Below are 23,673 nucleotides of genomic sequence, written 5' to 3' on the forward strand. Positions count from 1 at the left end.
TTTACGCAGAACTATGATGAAATAGGTTAGGGAGATACCTAAATGTTCAACACATTACAACAGTTTCCTCAATGCTCTGCGTAAGTCCTGTTTTTTGAAATAGATGTAAAGCCTGCGACTACTTCTTCAAATTTAAAATTCACCCTCCCTAATCTCACCACGCCAGTGGTAAGTAGCACTCGTTGGACCCTGGATAAATTCTCCATCTGTCCAAGTAGTCTCGTAAAAGAATATATCTCCTTGTATACCACCGCATACTCGTGCTTCCAGTAAGTTGCTTCCTATGAATTGAGAATAACTAATGTCAACTCCTGCTAAATTAGCATCTCTCAAATCGCAATAAAAAAACCAGACACCCAACCAATCTTCATCCCGACTAAATCGAGCATTTCTGAAATCAGAAAATATAGCCATTCCCAAGCCAACATTTTCCAAACAAGCACAACTAAAGTTGACATAGCTTAAGCGAGAACGACTCAGGTCAATATCACGCAAGTCAGCACCGCTCAAATCTACACGATGCAATATTTTATCCTGAAAATTTCGCTCGCCCTCGCCATAGCGCCGGAGCAATTCTTCAGCAGACAACGTTCTGTTTAAATCATTTTGAATCCTGCCGTCAGGCATAGTCACTTGATGAAAAATAGTCTGCTCTGTTGTTTTAATATCGGTCAAATTGGCATCAGTCAAATTAGTGTCAATCAGCACAGCACCCGTCAAGTCGGCACCCGTCAAGTCGGCACCTGTTAAGTCGGCACCAGTCAAGTCAACATTAACCAATTTAGCATTCCTGAGATTGGCATTGCTCAAGTTAGCTTTAATCAGTAAGGCTGAATTCAGCCATACTCTTTCTAAGTTAGCATGGCTCAAGTTAGAATTAATTAAATTAGCCCCCCCCAAACTAGCGTCTTCCAGATTAGCACCGCTCAGGTTGATATCAACCAGGAAAAACTCGGAAAGATGAAAATTTTTTAGATCGAAACCAGAAAAATTTCTCTCTCCAGCTATATACCGTCTCCGTAATTCTTGCAGGTCGTAGATTCTCGTTGACTCTTTTTCGTCCACCACTCTTTTTCTGCCTAGGAAATATTAGTTAATTTTAGCAGAACTATTATGAAATAGGTTGGGACATATCTAAATATTCAACACATTACAGTTCCTTTAACTATTCCTCATATCAAACCCGGAAAGATTAACCACAGTACCGAGGGAACAACCACGGGGGGTTTGCCCCTACTGAACTATGTGCATTTAACCGGATTTGATATCACCCTCCACCTGCTACCTTGATTTTATGGGCGGTTGAGGGGAACTTCTGTATAGATAAGTGCCACAGAAGCAAGAATCCGGTGTCTTTCCAGAGCCTATCAAGTGTCAACATCGGACTAATAGTTTACCTTATTCTTGAGTAATGGAGATTTAGGAGAAGACGACCTATGAAAGGATCGCTATTTACTGAAATGAGTGCCTCCGAATTGCTCGAACGTTATGCTGCTGGCGAGCGAAACTTTGCTGGGATTCGTGTTAGTGCGTTCATATATTTGGAAGGAGCAATCTTGAGCGATGCCAATTTTTCCGGGGCTGTTCTGCAGGGTTCGATGATTGGAACTGACTTCTCTCGAAGTTACCTGATTGGAGCCGAATTGGCTGAAGTGTCTCTGGAGAACGCCATCCTGCAACATACCCGCTTGGATGGAGCTACCCTCGCTCAATCGATCCTCGATCGAGCTGACTTGACTCATGCTTGTTTAGTACGTGCCGAGTTGGATGAAACCCTGGTGGAGAAGACCAACTTCTATCGCTCTAATTTGTTCGGTGCTTCCGGTGTAGACATCGAATACTGGCTGGAACAAGAATGTATTTTCTGCCACACTATTATGCCCGATGGCAGTGAGAGGAATGATGGGTGCCAACGTCTAGGTATTTGTGTCTATTAATTCACTTGGAGCCGCTGTTACAGCGGCTCCAAGTGAACTTTCTTTATATTATTAAATCAACCAACGTAGGCGGGAAAACTTGCTAGGCCTACCAGGCTCTTGACTTTTAATAAAATTGAACTAATCTTCATCTTCATTAATACTGCATTTACTAAAGAGCAATATTAGCCGATCGCCCTTTTACCGCCTTTTACCCCTTTGAAGACTTACAAGGAAGAAAACCTGGGACGACTGGCAGCGGAGTCAGCTTTACGATCGCTCGTAACTCAACTCTTAAATTCTGGAATGAGTCTGGAACAGGTGGCACAAATGATAAATTTATCGACTTTGGAAGTGAGACGATTGGTAGGGGAAAACTTTTGATCGATCGCACTTTTCCCAAATATCCAGGATAGTGCGATCGAAGTATGGGACAAACTGAGAACAGTCAACAGCCAACAGTCAACTATTAACGAATGACTAGAGAGGCTTATTAGTAGGTTTAAAACCCTGCTTTTGAAAATAGGTTCGGAATACCTCTTGAGCAATTGGTGCCGCCGATACAGAACCAAATCCGCCGCCTTCAACTATAACTGCGATCGCAACTTCCGGTTTGTCAGCAGGAGCAAAACCCACAAACATAGAATTGTCAGGATGACCGGGCATTTCCACCGTCCCAGTCTTACCAGCACTTAAAGGAATAGTACCATCATTCATGCGTTTGCCAGTACCTTTTTTCACCACGTCAATCAATCCCTCGCGAACAACATTCAAAGTTGCAGGCTTAATACCTGTGGGAACTTTTTTGGTAATAGGAGTGTTGGTTTGAGAAGCCAATAAATGCGGCTGAACTCGATAACCGCCATTAGCAACAGTGGACACCATCACAGCCAATTCTAAGGGAGTACAAAGTACCAAACCTTGACCGATCGACATTGTTACCGTATCCCCAACGTACCAATCTTCCCCATACATTTTCTGTTTCTCTGCTGGTATCGGAACTTGACCGTGATTGGCGGATTCCAACCCCAAAAGGTCTAAATTAATAGTACCGCCAATGCCCATTTTTTTAGCTGCTTTCGCCATTTCTTCAGGGCCGGCAGCCATGCCTACTTGATAGAAAAACGTATTGCTGCTGTAGGCTAAAGCATCGCGGAAACCGATAACGCCGTAACCGCCGCTGTGTTCGTTAAAAGAAATTCCGCCGATCGTAATTGAAGAAGAAGTAGCCACAGTAGAGTCAGGAGAAAACTTGCCCGACTCCATCGCCGCTATAGCAGTGACAATTTTAAAAGTGCTACCGACTGGATAACCTTGAACGGCTCGATTTAAAAACGGTTTTTCTGGCCCTTGCAGCCGCTCCCATTCTGTTTGAGTCACCTTGCGGGTGAAAATATTGGGGTCAAATGTCGGCCAACTAGCCATTGTTAAAAGAGCTCCGGTTTTTACGTCGATCGCCACAACTGCACCCAGGCGATCGCCCAAAGCTTTTTCCGCAGTTTTCTGCATATCTAAATCTAAAGTTAGCTGCACCGGTTTGCCGGGAATAGGGTCTTTGACACCTAAATCTTGGATTTCTTCGCCCTTAGCATTTACCTCGATTAAACGGTTTCCCCAAACGCCCTCTAAAGTTGAATTGGCTAATTTTTCAACTCCCATTTGACCCACGAGCATCCCCATCGGATATGCAGGATTAGCTTTTAATTGCTCTAAACTAGCTTCGCCGACGTACCCCAAAAGGTGAGCTGCTAATTGCTGGTGGGGATTGTCTCGGCTCGATTCTACGCGAATTTCCACTCCCCGCAAAGTATTAGCTTGTTCTCCCAACGCGACGAAAGTACCTACATCGATATCCTTACTAATTCGCACTGGCAGGGCCGATCTGTAGCCAGCGGCATCGATTTTTTTGACAATTTCGGCCGCGGGCAGTTTGACGATCGGGCCCAGGGTAGCGGCGATCTCTTGCCACTCCTTGGCCGATCGCTCTTTTGGCCACACATAGACCGATCGAGATACGCGGCTGGCCGCAAAAATCTTGCCGTTGCGGTCTAAAATTTGACCGCGAGTCGCTGGGACTGAAACAGGGCGAATGCGGTTATTTTCCGCCCGCTGTCGGTTGTAGGCTCCCTGTACCAGTTGCAGTTCGGCTAGACGAAATATTGGTAGCGCCATCAAGGTAGTGACGATCAGCATAAAAATCATAACTTGGAGCGATCGGCTGCGTTGCCGTGAAGCATTGTCCAAGCCATTTTTGTCGAATCGGACTTTAGAGTTAAAAGAAAAATCGCCAGCCATATTAATTAATCTGCTCTTTTTATTCAACTAACAGGTTGATACGGGCCCCATCCGGATGATTGGGCAGATGATTACAGGGATTATAACTTCTAACTCTTTAGTAACAGACATAAATTCTGTCGATTGGCAGACGAATCAGCCGGATTGTTTAATTAAGGTATATAAGATGTATGTTAAATATCAGGTTTTTCTGACAATTCAACTGTTAAGGAGGTAGGGGCGCTGTGGAACCGATCGATTTTTTGATTGCTTGGCTGGTGACGGGCAGCAGCTTGCTGCTAATTTCTCAACTCCCGATCGGCGTAGAAATTGACAGCACACCGAAAGCAGTAATTTCCGCTGCGGTTTTGGGAATGTTGAATGTTTTAATTTTGCCAATTCTGAAAGCAGTTTTTTTCGTGCCGAACTTGCTGACGCTGGGATTGCTTTCTGGCGCGTTTGCTTTTGTAATGAACGTGATTGTTTTTGCCTCGGCTGCGAAGCTAGTTGAAGGATTTAGTTTGCGGATGGGCATTTGGAGCGCGGTACTGGGGGCGATCGCCTTGGCTGTAGTTAGCAGCTTTATCAACGGCGCACTCATTTAGCAACTTCCCCTGATCAAGGGCGATTGAAATCGCCCGATATTTCCCACGCTTACCTTGCGCGTTTCGTGTGCCTACAAGCGATTTCTCTCGCCGAATATTTCTTCCCCCTTCTTCCTTCAATCCGTTACATCCGTTACATCCGTTAAACAATCCGTTAAACAATCCGTTGCCGAACTTCCTTCAATCGGTTACATCCGTTACATCCGTTAAACAATCCGTTGCCGAACTTCCTTCAATCCGTTACATCTCACATCTTGCACCCTTCTCAAGAACGGGCTCTCCGGCCCGTTCCACAAAGAGTATATTTTCTTGTGGAACAGGCCGGAGAGCCTGTTCCTAAAAAGCTAATTGAGAATGGTGCAAGATATAAGTTGCATCCGTTACATCCGTTACATCCGTTAAACAATCCGTTGCCGAACTTCCTTCAATCCGTTACATCCGTTACATCCGTTACATCCGTTAAACAATCCGTTGCCGAACTTACTTCCCCATCAGCGACTTATAGGCTGTCACCTTAATATCAATCCCAGTAATATCTGTCCCCACAACAACAGCCGCCGCTCCTAAATCCAAGGCTTTTTTAGCCATTTCCGGCCCCGATATCCCGCCTTCGCAGATAACGGGAACCTTAAGCTTTTCTACCATTTCCGCAAGCAAATCAAATCCCGGCGGCGAGAAATTTTGCGTCTGGGCAGTATAGCCAAAAAGAGTAGTTGCTACAGTATCTGCACCCGCTTCAGTTGCGGCGATCGCAGCTTCTATTGTATCTACATCCGCCATCACTAATTTGCCCAATTCGCTGTGAATTTTGGCGATTAAGGTCTTTAAGTCTTCGCCGCCAGCAGGACGGTTTCTCAGAGTAGCATCAACGGCGATAATATCGGCTCCAGAAGCGGCGATCGCCCGCGCGTCTTCAAACCGAGGAGTAATGTAAATCTCGCATCCCGGCAATTGCTGCTTCCAAATCCCAATTATGGGAGCGGATATCTGTTTTCGCACCGCCGCAATGTGAGCCGGAGTGTCAATCCGCACGCCCGATGCACCTCGATTGATGGCGGTTCGAGCCATTGCCGCAATTACGATCGGATCGTGCAGCGGCGAATCAGCAGGTGCTTGACAAGAAACAATTAATCCTGTAGGAATGTGACAATTAATCATGGGGAATTGCGGATGGGGAATTGGTAATTGGGAATTACAAATTATACCAGTTCAAAAAAAGAATGTAACTGTAGACCATATCCCAACCCATATCCAATGAGTCAATCCATTTGAGATTTGAGATTTGAGATTTGAGATTTACCCCACGGATAAATGCTCTTTCTTGAGGATTTTCTATTTTCGATTTTGGATTGATTGCACGGATAAATCACGTGGCGGGTACCACCTTTGAAATTCGTGGTCATTCCCCAATCTCAAATCTAAAATCTCAAATCTAAAATTGTATTACCCATTACCAATCCCAGCCATTAAAGAAATAATTTTGTCCAGCAATTGCTCAGGATGAATCGGTTTAGCCAAACAATCGTTAGCTCCCGCCGTCACGAAAGATATCTGATCTGCGGGAATTTCATTAGCGCTTAAAGCTAGAATCTTGATATTTTCAGTAGCGGGTTTTTCGCGCAGTTGGTGAATTATTTCGCAGCCATTCATACCGGGCAAACGCATAGCGACGATCGCAGCATTGGGCTGCAAAAGTTCAATTTGTTCCACCGCCGCCGAACCTTCAATCATCCACACCACTTGCATTCCTGCGACTGTCAGGATATCGCAAATCAGCATGGCAGTTTCTTCATCTTCTTCGACGAGCACGAGGCTGCCCCGCAAGGAGGAAGAATGCAGCGGTAAAGATGAATTCGATTTTTCATATTTAAATTTTGTGGATTCATCTTTGCTTTGAGTTTGGATGGGTATAAAAACGGTAAAAGTAGAGCCGACATCAACTGTAGAGTTAACTTCTATCGCGCCGCCGTGAAGCTCTACTAACTGTTTAGTTAAAGCCAATCCCAGACCGGTGCCGCCGTATTCGCGGCGGTAGGGGGAATCCAACTGCTGGAATTTTTGAAACAAAAGCGATCGCTGATTTTCGGGAATTCCAATGCCGGTATCTTTGATTTGAAAAACAGCGGTACTGCCAGCAGGTGCAGTACCGGGCTGCCGCACTGCAGGCGTTCGATTTTTATCTTCTGTCACCCAAACTCGCAGGATGACTTGCCCGCCTTCGGGAGTAAATTTAATCGCATTTCCTAAAAGATTGAAGAGAATTTGTCTCAAGCGGCGCGGGTCAGCGATGAAGCGATCGCACTCTTGTTTTATCCGCTGTTCTTGCAGCAGTTCCACGCCTTTAGCCGCAGCTTTTTCTTTGAGGGCGTGCAGGCTCTGAGAAGCTAATTTAGACAGTGAAAATTCACTAATTTTTAATACTGCTTTTCCCGCTTCTACTTGCGATAAATCTAAAATATCGTTGATTAATTCTAATAAGTGGTCGCCGCTGTCTCGGATAGTTTGCAGGTACTGCCGCTGCTTTTGCACTGGCACTTCTTTACTGCCAACTTTGCCGTAAGACCACCGCAGCAGCGTGTCGGAAATGCCGATGACGCAAGTGAGAGGAGTCCGCAATTCGTGGCTCATAGCTGCCAAAAATTCGCTCTTGGCGAGGCTGGCAGACTGGGCGGCAACCAGTGCATCGCGCAGTTCTCGCGTGCGCTCTATTACGCGCTGTTCTGAGGTGCGCTTTTGCTGCTGGACTTGTGCATAAAGTTCGGCTTGGTAAATGGCGATCGCCAAATGTTCTGCTATTTGTCGCAAAAATGTTTTTTTGCTTTCTTCCCACTCGCGAAAAGTACACTGGTGGGCAATTAGCAGCCCCCACAAGTCGTCTTGAACTACGATCGGCACTAGCAACTTTGCCCGCACCTTCGCCCGCCGCATCAACTCTAAAAAACAAGGCTGTGAAGAGTAAGTTGTTTCCACATCCGCGACGCACAAAGCCAAACCTTTGCGATATTTCTCTCCGTCAATGACTCCCTGGGTAAAACACTGCGCGTCTTCACTAAAATTTAGTACAGACGAGATAGCATCGTTGGCTAAAGCTTCGTAGGTAACGCGACCTAAATACAAGTAAGACCCGGAATTTTCTGGGATTTCGCCAGACCCAGAAACCGCCGCAGGTATTTCTTTAGCTAACTCGCCATTGTGCGGCGCTGGCACTTTTTCAAATTGATAAATTAACAGGCGATCGACCTCCAAAAACTCTCGCACTTGCTCGACTGCTTTTGACAAAATTACAGGCAATTCCAAACTCTGGCGGATTTGAGTTGTCACCTGATTCAAAAGTCGCTCTTGTTCAAGCTGTTGCTGCAAAGCATCTTCTACTGGCTGACAAAATGAAATGCAGGGAGTGGCAATTTGTAATTGATTGACGGCTTCGGCAATCTGGCTCTGTAGCGTTTCTGGATCTATAACTTTGGGGGCCGATTTTCCCTCTATTTCTGTTGAGCTGTGTAGGGGCAGGCGATTATTTGGGCTGGCATTGGCCGCGAGAATATCCAGCAAATTTAGGGTGAATTCGCTTTGAATAACGGCAGAGTTGGGCTGTATATTTTTAATTGCTTGTTTGAGGGCGCGACTGTCAATTTGCCACGAAGGTGCGGCCGTTATTTCTGCGAGTTTGTCTGCGAGGGGAGACAGGAAATTGGCGATCGCCCCGGGGTCGAAAGTCAACTGCACATTCAATTGCGAATGGAGATTGTTTTCGCTGTGCTTGTGTCCGTTTGTTGCGAACTCATCTAATAGATTGCCCCGCAGCAGGGCGCTAAAATGCTCTGATACTACTGCTGCAAACCTTTCCGACGAATTTTCCCGATTTTGAGAATCAGCGATCGCATCGTCAGTCAGCCAAATCGCCCCTGGAATTTCAGCCATTTGCTGTAACAACTGGTAAGCAGCCTCAAAGCTTGCTAGTGGCAAAGTCCGATTTAAGGTTTTTGGTTTCAATCTAGATATTTTCCCGGTTGTTTTAAAGAACAAAATATGAATGTCCCTGTTGTGAGGACGGAACCTGGGGCACAGCAGGCGCGATCGATCCAACAGACTTGAGATGACAGTACTCAGAAAGTAGGTAATAGAAGGCCCCGGAGCCAGAGAGCTAATTTGTCCCTATAGTTGTCCTCTTTCTTCTGGGCGAGTGGCCCGCGCTCCAGCGCTTTACGAGCGCGAAAGCGGTAGGAGGAAACGGGGGGAAGGGATACGGCTGTATAATCGATCGCTTCTGGTCGTGTTTGTGAACCGGGTTGTTGATGGAAACTAAGCAATTCCACTCCCATTGCTGGGGTGAAGTTAGCACGCGCCTTTGTTTTCTGAGCTGATTCGGCTAATGGTACGTCCTTAACCCAAATAAAAATGTTTAACCCTTAACGACAGAACAGGGGACTAGCTACGCATCCGCTTGGTGTCATTACTCAAAAAACCTAGACATCAAAGGTGTCAGGCTGCTCAACTGAAAATGAAGTTTTAGGCCCGAAGCCCAGTCACTTCCGTGCTGGGTCGTTGACTACTTTCAACAATCTTATTCCAGTATAATATTAATATATAATTTGTTAACTTGTACTTAACACTATCCGGGTAAATGAGCAATCCAACTCAACTCACCCCCGATTTCACGATCGGACATCTGCCGTGTCACGACTTCCAAGTGAGCGCTGCAACTCCAGGACAGGTAGTGGCTGAAAGATTTGAGCAAGAACCCGACCTGCCAGGAGTCATTATTACTCATGAATCACAGGTATTGGGCATGATTTCTCGCGTCAAATTTCGAGAGCAAATGAGTTTTCCCGATCGCCTAGAACTTTACGGGTCACACCCGATTCGAGCCTTGTTAGATTTTATTAGAATTCCGCCTTTGCTACTTTCGGAAAACTGGAAAGTTGAGGATGCCGTCCAAGCGTCTTTCCACAGGCACAAAGACTTGATTTATGAACCGATTATTGTGGTAAGGGAAGACCAAAGCCACCACCTTGTGGACGTTCATACTCTGGTGATTGCCCAGTCAAAACTTTTAGCGCAAGCTAACAAAGTTATTCAAAAATACCGAGTAGAAAGACCCAAGTATTTGGCGCTACTTCAACAAGAACAGGCTAAGGTTCACGAATGTAATGAGCTTTTAAAAATCCAACAACGTCAAATAGAAAAATTGCATACGAATCCCAGTGCCCAGCAAGTGGCACTGGTCAAACAAGCTGAAGAAATTGCTCAAATGAATCAGCGATTTGTGAGGATTGCGAAACTGATTTCTTCCGAAGGTCGCCAAGCATTTCAAGCTACTTTTCAAGGTGCTAATTCTATTTGCAACAATACAGAGAAAATTTTGGGGGTGGGCAAAGCAATAGCTAATGATTTAGAAACGGTTAACCGCACTTCCCGAACCATCCGGGAGGCGATCGAACAAGTCAGGCATTTAGCAGTACAGGTGGCTGTAGTTACCAATCAAATGGGAAGTCAGCCCAGCGGTCTGAGCAAAGTGAGTCTAGAAATTGGCAGACTGGCAAGTAAAACTTTTGAATTGGGGACTCAAATGGAGCAAATTGCCAGCCGGTTTAAACTTCGAGTTCACGAACTCACGGAGGCAGCAAGAGCGGGTGCTAATGTCGCTAAATCCGTGACGATCAAGATCGATCGCGCAGAAATGGCCCTGCTAGAGTTGGAAGAATTAATAGCGGAAAAAAATTTCCATTCATTGACCCCTATCCAAGAACCTTTGGGAGACATAAAAAGTGTTACCGCTGATTCTTTAGTTAAAGAGATAGAACACGCCGAAGTAGCGGTTTCCGAGTTGGAAGACTTAGTTAAACATCAAGATTCCTCGCAATATCTGATTCAAAAGATTCAGCAGGCGCTGAAGTCCAAAAAGCCCTAAAATCCCAGCCCGAATCTAATGAAATATTTCGAGAGGACAACAAATAAACTAAAAATAATAATTGACTATTATACTCTTTCCAGAATACTATTTGTTATACTGAAGGTGGGGACTTTTTAAATTCAGTTGTAAAAAGGCTGTTTAATGAGCCCCAAAAACCGATAAAAAGTTCCAATAATAGTTGGAAGGACAGGTGACGTTTATGAAAATCCTGCTGGTAGAAGATGACACATTTACAGTCAGTTTGCTGACTCAAGCGCTGAACTCTCACAATTACAATGTAAATGCAGCAGCAGACGGTGAAACAGCGTTGCATTTGGTGCAGGCATACGATTACGACCTGATTGTTTTGGATGTGCTGATTCCTAAACTCGACGGCATTAGTTTGTGTCGAAAATTGCGATCGTCCGGCTGCCAAATGCCGATTTTACTGCTGACAGCGCTAGATAGCAGCAACGATCGAGTCCAAGGTTTAGAGGCGGGTGCAGACGATTATGTGGTCAAACCCTTTAATCTCGAAGAATTAATCGCTCGAATTCGGGCTTTGCTGCGCCGGGGTAAGGCAACTTTGTCGAGTACAAATTTAACATGGGAAAAACTGCAAGTCAACCCGGACACTACGGAAGTAACTTATGCCGAAAAAGTGCTGCACTTGACTCCGAAAGAGTACAATTTGCTAGAACTTTTCATGAGAAATCCTCGGCGCATTTTCAGTCGCAGCGCCATCCTCGATCGCATTTGGTCGAGCGGCGAATTTCCTCAAGAAGAAGCCGTTACCGCTCACATCAAGGGGCTGCGGCAGAAGCTGAAAGCAGCCGGGATGACAGTAGATTTAGTGGAAACCGTGTACGGATTGGGCTATCGGCTCAAAAGTCTGCCGGAGGAGATTGAGAGCCAACAAGTTGGGCAGGAAACGGCAGAAACTGCTAAGACTCAAGAGACTTTATCTCCTGAATCCAGCGGGTCGAGCCAGGAATTAAACAAAGACGACCGCCGTCTCAAAGTCTTGAATGCGATTGCCCAAATGCGGGAAAATTTAAAAGCTAATTTTATAGAAAAGGTGGCGATATTCGATCGCGCGCTCGCTCAACTCAAAAACGGAAGCTTGGAGGGCGAACTGCGCGAGGAAGCCCAGGCTCAAGCTCACAAATTAGTCGGTTCTTTGGGCACGTTAGGGCTGCCGAAAGGTTCGGAAGTCGCGCGCCAGATAGAACATTTGTTCAATGCCCAAAACATCTTGAAACCGGGGACTGCTCAGCAGATTGAGGGATTTCTGCATCAGATCAAACAGATATTCGATCGCCCGTCGCCCGAACCAGAAGGCGATTTGGTTCCTGCGGTTTCCCAAAAGCGCCGAATGCTGATTGTTGAGGATGATAATTTTGGGAGCGATCAACTCAAAACAGTAGCATCCGGTTCCGGCTTCCAGATAGAAGTTGCCAACTCTCCACAAGCGGCAAGAAATGCGATTTCTCAACAGCCTCCCGACGCGATTTTGCTGGATTTGACATTTTCCAGAGTTCAGGAAAACGGACTTTCTCTCCTAGCCGAACTCCGCAGTGAAAAACCCGAAATTCCGGTGATGGTTTTTAGCGGGCACAATCAATTGAGCGATCGAATAGAAGTTGCTCGTTTGGGAGCTTCGGGCTTTTTACACAAATCTATGCCCCCAGCAGATATACTCAAAGCAGTCGCCCAACTAATCGACCAGACGGGCCCTGCTGAAGCTAAAGTTATGGTGGTAGACGATGACGTGCATCTATTGGCTGCACTGCAAGTGATTCTAAAACCTTGGGGATTTCAAGTAACAACATTGGACGATCCCGAAAAGTTCTGGGAGGTACTCGAAACGACTTGTCCCGATTTGCTAATTTTAGATGTGGAGATGCCCGGTTACAGCGGTATCGAGCTGTGTTTGGCAGTTCGCAACGATTTGCGCTGGAGCAAGCTCCCCGTGCTATTTTTGACAGCTCATTCCGAATCGGAAATAGTGCGCCAAATGTTTGTCGCAGGTGCTGACGACTACGTGAACAAGCCGATCGTGAAACCGGAATTGATTGCTCGCCTCCTGAATCGTTTGGAGCGGACTCAACTGAGAAACAGACTGGCTCAGGCACAGCGCTAATCCCATTTTAGATTTAAAAAATTAAAGAATTAAAGAATTGAAGAAGTGGGAATGACTGATGAGATATGGGTTTCGATCGCGTACCTACACTTGTATTCTTTTTTTTAATGGGATAACTAGGAGCAAATATGCAGTGCGTGTCCGAAACAAATCAGGAAGCCTTAGCCAAGACTGGGGATTGTTAGATTGTGGGATTGCGACGCGGTGCTGTTGATTGATGCTAGCCCGCCGATCGAGAACACAGGCTAATTTACAGAAGTATTAATCAGATGAAAGCAATGGTATTGCCCTCAGACACAGGCACTCTCAATAACAGCGACTGCGAACTAATTTACGCCCCCGGTTCCATTCAACCTCATGGCATCCTTTTGGTGCTGGAATCTCCGGCGTTGAAAATTTTGCAAGTTAGCAACAATACTTTTGAGGCGATGGGCCTTTACCCCGAACAACTTTTGGATCAATTTTTAGAGGAATTTGTCGAGACTGAGGAAATTGAGGCTATTGAAAAAGCTTTATTTGAAAACGACCAACAACGTAACGCGATCAGATTATCATTCAAAAGTCAAGACCGCAAGTCTTTTTTTGAGGGGACGCTGCATCAATCAAATTCAGCATTAATTGTTGAACTAGAGTCGGTTGTTTCCCCAAAAACGAGCGATTGTTTCAATTGTTATAATTTAGTCCAAGAGCCGATCGACAAAATCCACAAAACACCAAACCTGCAAGTGCTGTGTCAGACAGCAGTTGAAGAAGTGCGGAGGATCATCGGTTTCGATCGAGCGATCGTCTATCAATTTGATGCCACCGGGGCGGGGGAAGTTGTCGCCGAAGACAAAGTAGAAAGTTTGGCTCCTTTATTGGGACTGCACTATCCGGCTACCGATATTCCCCCCCAAGCAAGAAACCTCTTCAACATGAATTTAATTCGGTTTATTCCCGATATTAACTGTCAGCCTGTAGAACTAATTCCTCACTGCAATCCGCTGACGGGTCGCCCTTTAGATATGGGCGGTTCTTTGTTGAGAACCGTTTCTCCTTGCCACGTTCAATATCTCACAAATATGAACGTTGCCGCTAGCATGACCCTGACATTAATCAAAGATAAAAAACTCTGGGGATTGATTGCCTGTCACCATCCAACACGAAAGTATGTCAACTACGAAACAAGAACTGCTTGCGAACTGCTAGCCAAGTTTGTAAATCTAGAACTCAGCTACAAAAAAGATAGCGAAGACCGGGAATATGCAATTTATTTAAAAGCACTTTGCCAAAAATTTATCAGGGAAATTTATCAAAAAAACTGCTTTGTAGAAGGTTTACTAACATACCGAGATGAATTGCTGGCCTTAGTGGGTGCTACCGGTGGAGTTGTGTGTGCAAATGAAAATTTAACAACCATCGGGCAAACCCCGGAATTGGTAGAAATAGAAAACTTAATTGCTTGGATAAAAAGTCAAATAAATAATGAGGTTTTTTATACAGATTCTCTCTCAAAACTGTATCCGCCCGCAGAGAATTTTCAAGAATTTGCTAGCGGTTTGCTGGTACTTGCCATGTCCGAGATGCAAAATTATTACATTTTGTGGTTCCGTCCCGAAGCACTTCAAACTGTCAACTGGGCAGGTCCACCAGAGGGGCAAATTGAACTTAAACCGGATGGCAGCCGATTGATGTCTCCTCGCATTTCCTTTGAGTTGTGGCAAGAAACTGTGAGGTCAAAATCTTTGCCTTGGCAGCCGTGCGAAATCGAAATAGCCCGAGAACTTCGAGTTGCTATTACTAGCATTGAGTTGCGGAAAACCAATCAGCAACTCAGCTTAGCTTTGTCGGCTACCAAAATTGGATTTTGGGACTGGGACGTGCAGAAAAATCGCCTAGTTTGGTCGAGGGAACACGAAGAGTTGTTTGGGTTGATCCCGGGCACTTTTGCCGGAACTTATCAAAGTTTTGCAGCTTGCGTTCACCCAGAAGATTTAAAAAGTATGGAGAATGCTATCAATCAGGCGATCGCCCACCGAGGAGATTACTGTCACGAAAAGCGCGTGGTTTGGCCCGACGGCAGCATTCACTGGATGGAGGGGAAAGGTAAGTTTTTTTACAACGAAGCCGGCGATGCAGTGCGGATGGTGGGGACAGTTACAGAAATTACCGATCGCAAAGCTAGAGAATTACAGTTGCGCCTGTTGGAATCAGTAGTCACCACCACTAACGACGCCGTGTTAATTACCGAAGCTGAACCGATTGAGGAACCGGGCCCGCGAATTCTTTATGTCAACCCAGCTTTCACGCGGATGACCGGCTATACCCTAGAAGAAGTTGTGGGCAAAACGCCGCGTATCTTCCAAGGAGAAAAAACAGACCGCGCCAGTCTCCATCGAGTTCGGACAGCTTTGAAAACCTGGCAGCCGGTGCGGGTTGATTCGATCAATTACCGCAAAGACGGGACGGAATTTTGGGTAGAAATGAGCATTGTGCCGATAGCTGACGAAAATGGTGGGTTTACCCATTGGGTATCAGTACACCGCGATATTAGCGATCGCAAACTTGCTGAAGCCGCCCTCCAACAGCTCAACGAACGGTTAGAAATGCGAGTTTTGCAGCGCACCAGAGAACTAGAAACTTCTCAAGCAGAACTCCGGGAAAGCGAAGCTTTATTTCGCTCTTTGAGCGAGAGTTCCCCCGTGGGCATTTTCAAAATCGATACTGAGGGGAAATGTACCTATACAAATCCTCGCTGTCAAGCAATTGGTGGCTTCACACCGGCAGCAGCTTTAGGAAACGGCTGGATGCGGTTTGTTCACCGCGAAGACCTCAAACTAATTCTGTCTAAGTGGCCCCAATCGCAATCGCTAGATGGGGAATTCTCCTGCGAATTCCGCCACATCCAGCGAGACGGAACCATCCGGTTTGGTCGGCTTAAAACAGCTCCGATTTTTTCTGACAGAGCTCAACTAATTGGTCACGTCGGCACAGTCACAGATATCACAGAAAGTCGGGCAATTGAAAAAATGAAAAATGAGTTTATTTCGATTGTCAGCCACGAACTGAGAACTCCGCTTGCCTCCATTCGCGGTTCTTTAGGTTTGCTGGCGGCTGGGGTACTGAAAAATAAACCGGAAACTGCCAAACAGATGTTAGAAATCGCTTCGAGCGATACCGAACGGTTAGTGCGTTTGGTCAACGATATTCTCGACTTAGAACGGCTCGAATCGAGCCAAGTTATCCTCGTCAAGCAGTGGTGCGAGGCCCAGGTTTTGATGCGGAAGTCTGCAGAATCTGTACTTTCTTTGGCTGCTGAAAATAACATTGATTTGTCGATTTTGCCCCAAACAGCAAAAATTTGGGCTGACCCGGACAGAATTGTTCAACTGCTGGTAAATTTGTTGAGCAATGCGATTAAATTCTCCGCTCCAGGGAGTACAGTAACTGTCAGGGTTGAAGATTTGGGCGATTCCCTACGGGATAGCTACGCTTCACGGGTTTTATTTGAAGTCAAAGATCGAGGGCGGGGGATTCCTGCAGATAAACTAGAAACTATCTTTGGACGGTTTCAACAGGTGGATGCTTCTGACTCCCGCCAAAAAGGAGGTACGGGTTTGGGTTTGGCTATCTGTCGCAGCATAGTACAGCAGCACGGCGGCAGAATTTGGGTCGAAAGTGTTGTCTCAGAAGGAAGCAGTTTCTATTTCACAGTGCCCGCACCGTTGGAAGGCGAAGGGGGAAAAAGTTTGGAGTTTTGAGATTGCTTTCATAAGACATCGCGAAAGCTAACGTTCCTCGCAACGCACGCGGGGAGAATGAGTTTGCAAGGGCTATATATCGATTTTTCTGTTCTCGGTTTAAGTAGGTGAGCGGCAAAATATATCAACCGCACCCGACGATTAGGACGTTCTTAAGTGCTGAAACTCTTAATTTTATTGCTTCTTCCTTTTGCTATATCTTTCAACAAACCCGGTTGAGGAGGCAGCGTGCGTAAGTCCTTTTTTGGTTTACCATGATTAATTTAAAATTTGAGTTTTAATTATGTCAGCAAAGCGCATTCTGGTAATCGATGATGAAAAAAACCTCTGCAGCGTGATTCAGGCCTGTCTGGAACATTTAGGTGGCTGGATTGTACTAAGCGCGCCCGACGGCAGTCAAGGATTGCTTTTAGCAGAAACTCACCTCCCTGACGCTATTCTGTTAGATGTGATGATGCCGGATATGGACGGACTTACTCTGTTTGGTTTGCTGCAAAACAATGCGGCTACTCGCGGGATTCCAGTGATTTTCCTGACGGCTAAGGTGCAGGCGATGGATTTGAGCGAATTTGCTGATTTGGGGGTAGGGGGGGTGATTGCCAAGCCTTTCGATCCTTTGAGTTTGGCACAGCAAGTGGCGGAAATTCTGGGTTGGGAACCGTTGCTTTAAACTCGGGTAAAATGCGATCGCACATAGGATATCAAACTCGGCAGTTGAAACCGCTACTATAGTAATCCTAAATCATTCATGTAAATTTGTAGGGGTAGTGCTACCCCTACTCCCCGTGCCTACCCCCTATCTATCGGGGCAACCACGGGGAGTAGGGGTCGGATTGCCCCTACAATAATTAGGCGAATGATTTAGGGTTGCTATAGACAAACAAAGTCGGCCCAGGCCGACGGAAGAATCAAGGGGGCATTAAAGCCGGATGACGATCGAAAATCCTTTTTCTCATTCCTTTGATTCTTGCAAAAATCACGCACTTATGTTATTAAACCGGGTTTATGCGTCCAGGAAAGTTCTAGTTTTTCCGGCTATTTTCATAATTTCCTCATTTTTTTGATTTAGCTTTGAGATGGATCGGTGATTGGTTAATTTAAACTCTGATTCCCTAGAAGTTCTAGAGATGATCTCAGGGAGTCGGGGTTTTTTGTTACCCGCAAAGCCGATCGGCTAATACCATATTTACAGGCAGAATAACTCCTGCAGAAGTTACACAGATTGGCCTCAAGAACGGTTTTTTTTAATCCGATCTCACAGATGCAGCGAAGTTTTTTGGTAAAAAACCCGGTTTCAGCCTGCTAATCCAAGATTTACGCAGAGTTCCCTCAGAAACCGGGTTTTTTAACCCAGGATCGCAGATGCAGCCAAGTTTTTGGCTAAAAAACACGGTTTTTGCCTAAGTGTTGTAATCCCTGCTTCGGCCAAAGTATTTTTATCAAAAAAAATGATGGTCTTCATAATTTCCTCATATTTTTTAGATAAAGTTTACTCCTAGCTCTGGATCTAAAGGTCGATCGCACTCTCAGCACCATTCCGCTGCCAAAGAGCCAACCTGTTGTCAGGAGAGTTCTGGAAAGTGAGGGTACTTTTGATTAACGGGTGCCACAGCACAATCAACATAAATAAGTCAGGAGTGACCGACTGCATACCAAACAAACCGGGTTTTTTAACCGGGAAAAACCGGGTTTCTGCGCCAGACCTCTAAGTGTTGGCAGGATAACTCAATGCTAAAAAAATTAATAACTGAAGATGTGATTCGCGCTCTCGAATAACACCCCAAAAATAAGTCGGTCGTTTTGTCAAGAGCCAAACTCGTAATTGCCACTAACAGGCCAAGCCAAGTCTCAGTAAGTTTTTGAAAGAGTGTGGAGATTTTTTAAATGTCCGATCAGCTATCTTATAAAGGTAACAACCAGATTCTGTGCTATTACGCAAATGTTACCAACCTAGTTCAGGTGGTTCGGATTGGGAACATTCCTAATTGGTACTTTGAAAGAGTGATGTTTCCGGGACAGCGACTGATGTTTGAAGCTGCGGCAGAAGCAGTCTTAGAAATTCACACTGGTACGGCGCCAAGTGCTATTTTATCGGACAAGATTCCCTGCTACGTGCTGCGGGTGATAGAAGAGGTAAGTTCCGAGTTCGAGCTGGTGATGACCGAAGAACGATTGGCGGTATTAGCCGGTTAAAATTCATGAGAAATCAGACGAGAGCGAGAACGGCCACAAAAATATTAGTTAACGAGTGTTTGGGGACGGGGAAAATGCAGAAAAATCTTGTCAATATTACCTTAGCTGTAGTCACAGAGGAAGTAGAAATTATCTTGGAGTCTTATCCGAAGCACCCCTACCAACAAGCTTTTTCGCCTTCGGGATTGCGACAAGATTTAATTGCTTATGTGCTCAGCCGAGTTCCTAATAGATATACTGCGATCGACTCCCGCGAGTCTGTGTCAAACCAAAAAGTTCAGGTTCGCTGTTCTTCAGAACAGTTGCTGCACATAGAAAATTTGATTCATACTGGCATTCGCGACGTGCTGCACAGCTATCAGAAGATAGATTACCGCGTTCCTGAAGAAGTTAAATTGGATTCCAGAGTTGCTAGTTGGTTGTGATAGTTTCTTGCAAATGAGGGAGACGCCGAGATTCTCGGCTCTCTCGGTTGGGCGAGGTGGAATTGTGTACTGACAATCAAGCATCCAGGATACCCGCCACGTGATTCATCCGTCCAGAAATAAAAAACCTGTATCCGATAAAGGAGCCGAACGTATTTATCTCGCGCAAGTCAATGCTTAAAGGGAGCATCTCACCTTTGCAGCCCTCCGCTAGAAATTGGAGTTTTGAGCCAGGAGGCAGGAGGCAGGAGGCAGAAGGAAAGAGGAAGAAGGAAAGAGGAAGAAGGAAGGAGCCAGAAGAAGGAAGGAGCCAGAAGAAGTATTTTTACAAATAGGAGATGCTCCCTGCTAAAATCTAAAATCTAAAATCTAAAATCTAAAATCGATTGACTTGATGGTTCAAGACTTTTGGTAATCGCAGCAGCCGTTGCACGGGCCATTGGGATTGACAGCACAGCGCAGAATTTCCGATCGAGCATTAAAGCGACAGCTAGCATCTCCGATAACCCAGATGCCGCTTACAAAAGTTCTTTCCGTCGGCGGTGTGGCCGACTGCACGTACAGGGCAATTTTTTGCAGTCGGTAGCGGCCGGATTTGAGTTGATAGCGGTGGTGGCGTTCCAAAACAGCGTAGGTTTGTCCCTCTAAATCTACATAGTTCCCCGGTTGTGGCGTCCAATCCAGCCGCAGGCTACCTAAATATTGGCGGGGGTGAGAGAGAATCACCTCTACGGGTAAAGTATTTTGTTCCATGTGGCGGTGCGTTGGCGAACTGAACTAAAGGGGCAAATAGTTGACTCAACCTACATCTTGTTCATCTAGAAAGATAAGTTTTTATAGAGAGAGTAATTTAGGTTTAGGCGCTCAACTTAACTATAGAACCTTTGGCGATCGGGCGATAGCCGACTCCCTCCACTACGTTGGGCCCAACAGGCTAGGAAATAAACTTCAACTCGCTTGAGGTAACTAAAGTTAAGTTCGATTAGGTTTGATAAAGCAGTACACGCTGATGGTATCGCAACTCGCAGGTTCGATCGATACGCGGTTGAGATTCCTCAACAGATTTTAACGGTTTGCAGGACTTGGGGTGCTTCGGGTGCGTTTGTACGGAGGACTTCAGTCCTCTGATTTGTATGAGGCCTTCACTTCTCACTACAAACCAAACCGATTTTTTGGCAATCAAAATTCCCAAAAATATGCCATTCCTTCCATGATTCCCCAAGCGCAAACAGAACCAGCTAAATAATGATTTTCAGTGCCACATTCGCGATGCCATTCTAACAGTTCTGATAGAGCATTAGCGACGATTACTCCCCGGACATCCTGTTCAAACATACTGATATCATTGCCCGAATCACCGCAAACTAATGTTGCCTCAGAGGGAATTTGTAGGCGCTTTTGTAAATAAGTAAGGGCATTGCCTTTATTGCTAGTTTGTGGTAAAAGATCCACATTACTATTGCTGCTAAAAATGATTTGAACTGGCAGTCCCGATTGAGTTAACTTTTGCTGCAAAGCCTGGACAATCGAGCTGTTTTCTGCTGCTGGTTCCAGACTATAACTGATTTTCCAAGGATTTTGTTCTTTTGGGGATTGGGGTTTAAGCTGGGAAAACTGCTGCGCTAAAGAGGCGATCGCCATTTTATCCCAGCCTTGAGAAAGATATTCCGCCCAATCTAAATCGAGGATGCTGTCTTTGTAAATTTCGCTGCCTACACCTGCGATCAAATAGTCGGGTGCTAGCAGTTGCTTTTGGGCAATTAATTCGCAAGTTGAAGCATAAGAACGCCCGGTAGCGTAAACCAAACAAATTTGCGATCGCAATTTTGATTGCAAGCGCTGGTTTAAAACTTGAGTTGCTTCGTCATCTCCGACTAGCGTGTTGTCTAAATCTGTAACTAATAAAAACTTCATTTGGGGAATTAGTCAGGAGTCAGTAGTCATCAGTGATTAGTGATGGGGAATCGAGCGCTTCCTAAAATAGTTTTAACTATTTATAAGAATTTGTTAAAAAAAATACATTTATAAGCAAGCTTATCGGTTAAGCTTGGCCAGATTTAATTTTCAACAAGTGGTGTGAGTTTTATGGTGAATAATGCAACCTCGGTTAAAGCTTTTTGGCTGTCTTTCTTGATTTCTGGTGCGGCAGTGCCTTTGGGGCCGATCTCCGCAACAGCTCAAATTCAGGATACCTCAACTCCAGAAGTTGCGCTAGAAGCGAGTGCCGTCCCTACGGCTACCCCAGACGCAGCGCTGGCAGCAGGTAAGATTGAGATACCGCAGTTAGCGGCGATTACCGCAGAGACTAACTCTACAGTCGATCGCGCTTTACCCGACACAGATGCAGCATGGGTGAATCGCGCTTTACCCGATACAGATGCAGCAACAGTCGATCGTGCTTTACCGCAAACAGATATAGCCACAGTCGATCGCGCTTTACCTCAAACAGATATAGCCACAGTCGATCGCGCTTTACCCGACACAGATGCAGCAACAGTCGATCGCGCTTTACCCCAAACAGATGCAGCAACAGTCGATCGCGCTTTACCGCAAACAGATGCAGCAACAGTCGATCGTGCTTTACCCCAAACAGATATAGCCACAGTCGATCGTGCTTTACCGCAAACAGATATAGCCACAGTCGATCGTGCAACAACCACCCCAGAAATAACGGAGGCAATTCGCGAATTGCCTCCACAGAAGTTAGAAATTGCAAACTCTCCTCAGTCTCAACAAGTTGCTGAAGCCAGCAAAGTTGCCGACATCAGCAGCGAGACAGGCACCGCTGATGACCTCAGCATACAAGAAGACGCAGCACAAGTCACTTCTGTTTCCCAACTCTCCGACGTGCGGCCGACAGATTGGGCTTTTCAAGCCTTGCAATCCCTAGTAGAAAGATACGGCTGCATTGCGGGATATCCAGACGGCACATTCCGAGGCAATCGAGCAATGACTCGGTATGAATTCGCCGCCGGATTAAACGCTTGCTTAGACCAAATTACCAAACAACTTGGCGGTTCTACTGGTAATCTAGTCAAGCGAGAAGATTTACTTGCTTTGCAAAGATTGCAAGAAGAATTTGCAGCAGAATTAGCTACATTGCGCGGTCGAGTAGATGCTTTAGAAGCCCGCACTGCCGAATTAGAAGCCAACCAATTTTCAACTACTACTAAACTCAACGGATTTGCTTGGTTTAACCTGAGTGGAGCTTTTGCGGGCAAGGGAGTCAGAGTTGAAGCAACAAATGGAAATGCGGCTCCGCTCGATCGAGTACCCGGACGCGATCCTGTCACCAACAGACCAATTGTGCAGACAGTGGACGACCCAGAAATTACTTTCAGCCACTTAATTTGGTTAACCCTCACTACTTCTTTTACAGGCAAAGACCAATTGGTTACACAGCTAGCTGTAGGTAACGGAAATTCACCAGCCAATCAGTATACTTCTCCGGGTCTTTTTAATACCTTTGGCACTCCTTTTCTCGACCAGACTGCTGGGGTGAATCCCAATGAAGTTATCCTGCGAGAACTTTATTATCAGTTCCCGGTTAGCAACGGCTTGCAAGTAGTAATCGGCCCGAGAATTAATTTCTACCGCTACTTTGACAACAATAATTTTAGCTTTTTCGTGGACGGTGCGAGCAGTTTTAATTCTAACAATAGCACTTTGTTAACTGCTACCAAACGCGGCGCAGGTGCTTTGGCTTTGTGGGATATCAGCCGCCGATTGAAACTGCGTTTAGGCTATTTGGGCGAGAGTATGGAATTTTTGCCCACTCCGGTGTTTAATTCCGCTTCCAATCCGTCTCAAGGCTTGTTTGGTGGGACAAATACGAGTACCGCTGAACTAACATTCAGTCCGAGCGATCGGGCAAATTTGCGGTTTTTGTACAGCCGTTCCAACATCCAGCAAATTGGCGGGCTAATCGGAGCACCGAATGGCAGGCCCCTTAACGGTTTGGCAGATGACGGTTTCGGTGGCCGTCTGGGCAATGCTACTGCCAATACTTATAGCTTTAATTTCGATTGGTCGCTCAGCCGCCGTTTCGGTCTTTTCGGCCGCTACGGCTACGCCGAAACCAATATATTTCCCAAGACTGACCGACCCGACGGCACGATCAAAACTCAATCTTATATGTTAGGATTTGCACTTCCTGATTTATTCAAAAAAGGAGCTGTGTTTACCGCCTCATTTTTAGTGCCTTTTGACGTTACTGGCGGTCGGAGGTTTCTGGTTTCGGGCGGGGGAAATGGTGGCAACCAGTACGAAATTGAAGCCACTTATTATTTGCCTGTCACCGAAAATTTCTCGCTCGTACCGGCATTTTATGCGATCTGGAATGCAAATAATTTCGATAACAACCCGACAATTTTTGTGGGCAATTTGCGGACTCAGTTTAGTTTTTAATTCCACGACGCATGGGAACCCAGAAACCGGGTTTTTTGACAAAAAGAGGCGTTTTAGCCCGCACCCAAGGTAAAAAA

General features: G+C 45.7%; 16 protein-coding genes. 9 read left to right on the forward strand and 7 right to left on the reverse strand.

The genetic code is table 11. From position 1 onward, the window contains the following. Positions 1-132: 132 nt before the first annotated feature. A complete protein-coding gene (locus tag QT992_RS15380) occupies positions 133-1,065 on the reverse strand; it encodes a pentapeptide repeat-containing protein (RefSeq protein ID WP_333377280.1) in 933 nt (310 codons plus the stop codon). Positions 1,066-1,436: 371 nt separating this feature from the next. On the opposite strand from QT992_RS15380, the gene QT992_RS15385 reads away from it, so the two are divergent. Next, on the forward strand, positions 1,437-1,937 hold the full coding sequence (locus tag QT992_RS15385; protein WP_333206658.1) for a pentapeptide repeat-containing protein: 501 nt from the start codon (positions 1,437-1,439) through the stop codon (positions 1,935-1,937). Between the two features lie 459 nt (positions 1,938-2,396). Here the strand turns inward: QT992_RS15385 and mrdA are convergent, their stop codons facing one another. Continuing rightward, entirely contained in the window at positions 2,397-4,211 is a 1,815-nt protein-coding gene (mrdA, locus tag QT992_RS15390; protein ID WP_333337267.1) for a penicillin-binding protein 2, read from the reverse strand. Positions 4,212-4,435: 224 nt separating this feature from the next. Here mrdA and QT992_RS15395 point away from each other — a divergent pair, with 224 nt between their 5' ends. Then, positions 4,436-4,795 carry a phage holin family protein gene (locus tag QT992_RS15395; RefSeq protein WP_333295443.1) on the forward strand — a complete coding sequence of 120 codons (360 nt, stop codon included), beginning with the start codon at positions 4,436-4,438 and terminating at the stop codon, positions 4,793-4,795. Between the two features lie 480 nt (positions 4,796-5,275). Here the strand turns inward: QT992_RS15395 and QT992_RS15400 are convergent, their stop codons facing one another. Then, entirely contained in the window at positions 5,276-5,953 is a 678-nt protein-coding gene (locus QT992_RS15400) for an N-acetylmannosamine-6-phosphate 2-epimerase (RefSeq protein ID WP_333319952.1), read from the reverse strand. A gap of 285 nt (positions 5,954-6,238) precedes the next feature. Continuing rightward, a complete protein-coding gene (locus QT992_RS15405; RefSeq protein WP_333337269.1) occupies positions 6,239-8,788 on the reverse strand; it encodes an ATP-binding protein in 2,550 nt (849 codons plus the stop codon). A 631-nt stretch (positions 8,789-9,419) separates the two neighbouring features. On the opposite strand from QT992_RS15405, the gene QT992_RS15410 reads away from it, so the two are divergent. The 4 genes from QT992_RS15410 (at position 9,420) to QT992_RS15425 (ending at position 17,241) form a co-directional block, all read left to right on the forward strand. Next, entirely contained in the window at positions 9,420-10,706 is a 1,287-nt protein-coding gene (locus QT992_RS15410) for a chemotaxis protein (RefSeq protein WP_333337271.1), read from the forward strand. Positions 10,707-10,908: 202 nt separating this feature from the next. Then, on the forward strand, positions 10,909-12,831 hold the full coding sequence (locus tag QT992_RS15415) for a response regulator (protein ID WP_333337273.1): 1,923 nt from the start codon (positions 10,909-10,911) through the stop codon (positions 12,829-12,831). A 269-nt stretch (positions 12,832-13,100) separates the two neighbouring features. Then, positions 13,101-16,571 carry a PAS domain S-box protein gene (locus QT992_RS15420; protein WP_333337275.1) on the forward strand — a complete coding sequence of 1,157 codons (3,471 nt, stop codon included), beginning with the start codon at positions 13,101-13,103 and terminating at the stop codon, positions 16,569-16,571. Positions 16,572-16,854: 283 nt separating this feature from the next. Further along, on the forward strand, positions 16,855-17,241 hold the full coding sequence (locus tag QT992_RS15425; RefSeq protein ID WP_333337277.1) for a response regulator: 387 nt from the start codon (positions 16,855-16,857) through the stop codon (positions 17,239-17,241). Positions 17,242-18,078: 837 nt separating this feature from the next. Here QT992_RS15425 and QT992_RS15430 read toward each other — a convergent pair. After that, positions 18,079-18,222 (reverse strand): hypothetical protein, encoded by a 144-nt coding sequence (locus tag QT992_RS15430; protein WP_333337279.1) that lies wholly within the window; start codon positions 18,220-18,222, stop codon positions 18,079-18,081. Between the two features lie 233 nt (positions 18,223-18,455). Here QT992_RS15430 and QT992_RS15435 point away from each other — a divergent pair, with 233 nt between their 5' ends. Together QT992_RS15435 and QT992_RS15440 are read left to right on the forward strand one after the other, a co-directional pair. Further along, positions 18,456-18,764 (forward strand): DUF1830 domain-containing protein, encoded by a 309-nt coding sequence (locus QT992_RS15435; protein ID WP_333322664.1) that lies wholly within the window; start codon positions 18,456-18,458, stop codon positions 18,762-18,764. A gap of 5 nt (positions 18,765-18,769) precedes the next feature. Beyond that, positions 18,770-19,189, forward strand: coding sequence for a late competence development ComFB family protein (locus QT992_RS15440; RefSeq protein WP_333322662.1), 420 nt, complete (start codon positions 18,770-18,772; stop codon positions 19,187-19,189). 399 nt (positions 19,190-19,588) lie between these two features. On the opposite strand, the gene QT992_RS15445 is transcribed toward QT992_RS15440, so the two are convergent. Then, positions 19,589-19,942, reverse strand: coding sequence for a DUF6464 family protein (locus tag QT992_RS15445; RefSeq protein WP_333204468.1), 354 nt, complete (start codon positions 19,940-19,942; stop codon positions 19,589-19,591). A gap of 426 nt (positions 19,943-20,368) precedes the next feature. Beyond that, positions 20,369-21,103 (reverse strand): sucrose-phosphate phosphatase, encoded by a 735-nt coding sequence (locus QT992_RS15450; RefSeq protein WP_333337282.1) that lies wholly within the window; start codon positions 21,101-21,103, stop codon positions 20,369-20,371. Positions 21,104-21,274: 171 nt separating this feature from the next. Here QT992_RS15450 and QT992_RS15455 point away from each other — a divergent pair, with 171 nt between their 5' ends. Further along, positions 21,275-23,596: an iron uptake porin gene (locus QT992_RS15455; RefSeq protein WP_333337283.1), complete on the forward strand. Its 2,322-nt coding sequence runs from the start codon at positions 21,275-21,277 to the stop codon at positions 23,594-23,596. Positions 23,597-23,673: the final 77 nt, after the last annotated feature.

Source organism: Microcoleus sp. T3_D1, from assembly GCF_036700405.1.
Lineage (GTDB): Bacteria > Cyanobacteriota > Cyanobacteriia > Cyanobacteriales > Microcoleaceae > Microcoleus.

Coding starts and splice junctions, on each gene's coding strand:
- QT992_RS15430 (WP_333337279.1), bottom strand. CDS start 18,222: ATGCAGTCGGTCACTCCTGACTTATTTATGTTGATTGTGCTGTGGCAC.
- mrdA (WP_333337267.1), bottom strand. CDS start 4,211: ATGGCTGGCGATTTTTCTTTTAACTCTAAAGTCCGATTCGACAAAAAT.
- QT992_RS15420 (WP_333337275.1), top strand. CDS start 13,101: ATGAAAGCAATGGTATTGCCCTCAGACACAGGCACTCTCAATAACAGC.
- QT992_RS15415 (WP_333337273.1), top strand. CDS start 10,909: ATGAAAATCCTGCTGGTAGAAGATGACACATTTACAGTCAGTTTGCTG.
- QT992_RS15440 (WP_333322662.1), top strand. CDS start 18,770: ATGAGAAATCAGACGAGAGCGAGAACGGCCACAAAAATATTAGTTAAC.
- QT992_RS15410 (WP_333337271.1), top strand. CDS start 9,420: ATGAGCAATCCAACTCAACTCACCCCCGATTTCACGATCGGACATCTG.
- QT992_RS15450 (WP_333337282.1), bottom strand. CDS start 21,103: ATGAAGTTTTTATTAGTTACAGATTTAGACAACACGCTAGTCGGAGAT.
- QT992_RS15425 (WP_333337277.1), top strand. CDS start 16,855: ATGTCAGCAAAGCGCATTCTGGTAATCGATGATGAAAAAAACCTCTGC.
- QT992_RS15400 (WP_333319952.1), bottom strand. CDS start 5,953: ATGATTAATTGTCACATTCCTACAGGATTAATTGTTTCTTGTCAAGCA.
- QT992_RS15385 (WP_333206658.1), top strand. CDS start 1,437: ATGAAAGGATCGCTATTTACTGAAATGAGTGCCTCCGAATTGCTCGAA.
- QT992_RS15455 (WP_333337283.1), top strand. CDS start 21,275: ATGGTGAATAATGCAACCTCGGTTAAAGCTTTTTGGCTGTCTTTCTTG.
- QT992_RS15445 (WP_333204468.1), bottom strand. CDS start 19,942: ATGGAACAAAATACTTTACCCGTAGAGGTGATTCTCTCTCACCCCCGC.
- QT992_RS15435 (WP_333322664.1), top strand. CDS start 18,456: ATGTCCGATCAGCTATCTTATAAAGGTAACAACCAGATTCTGTGCTAT.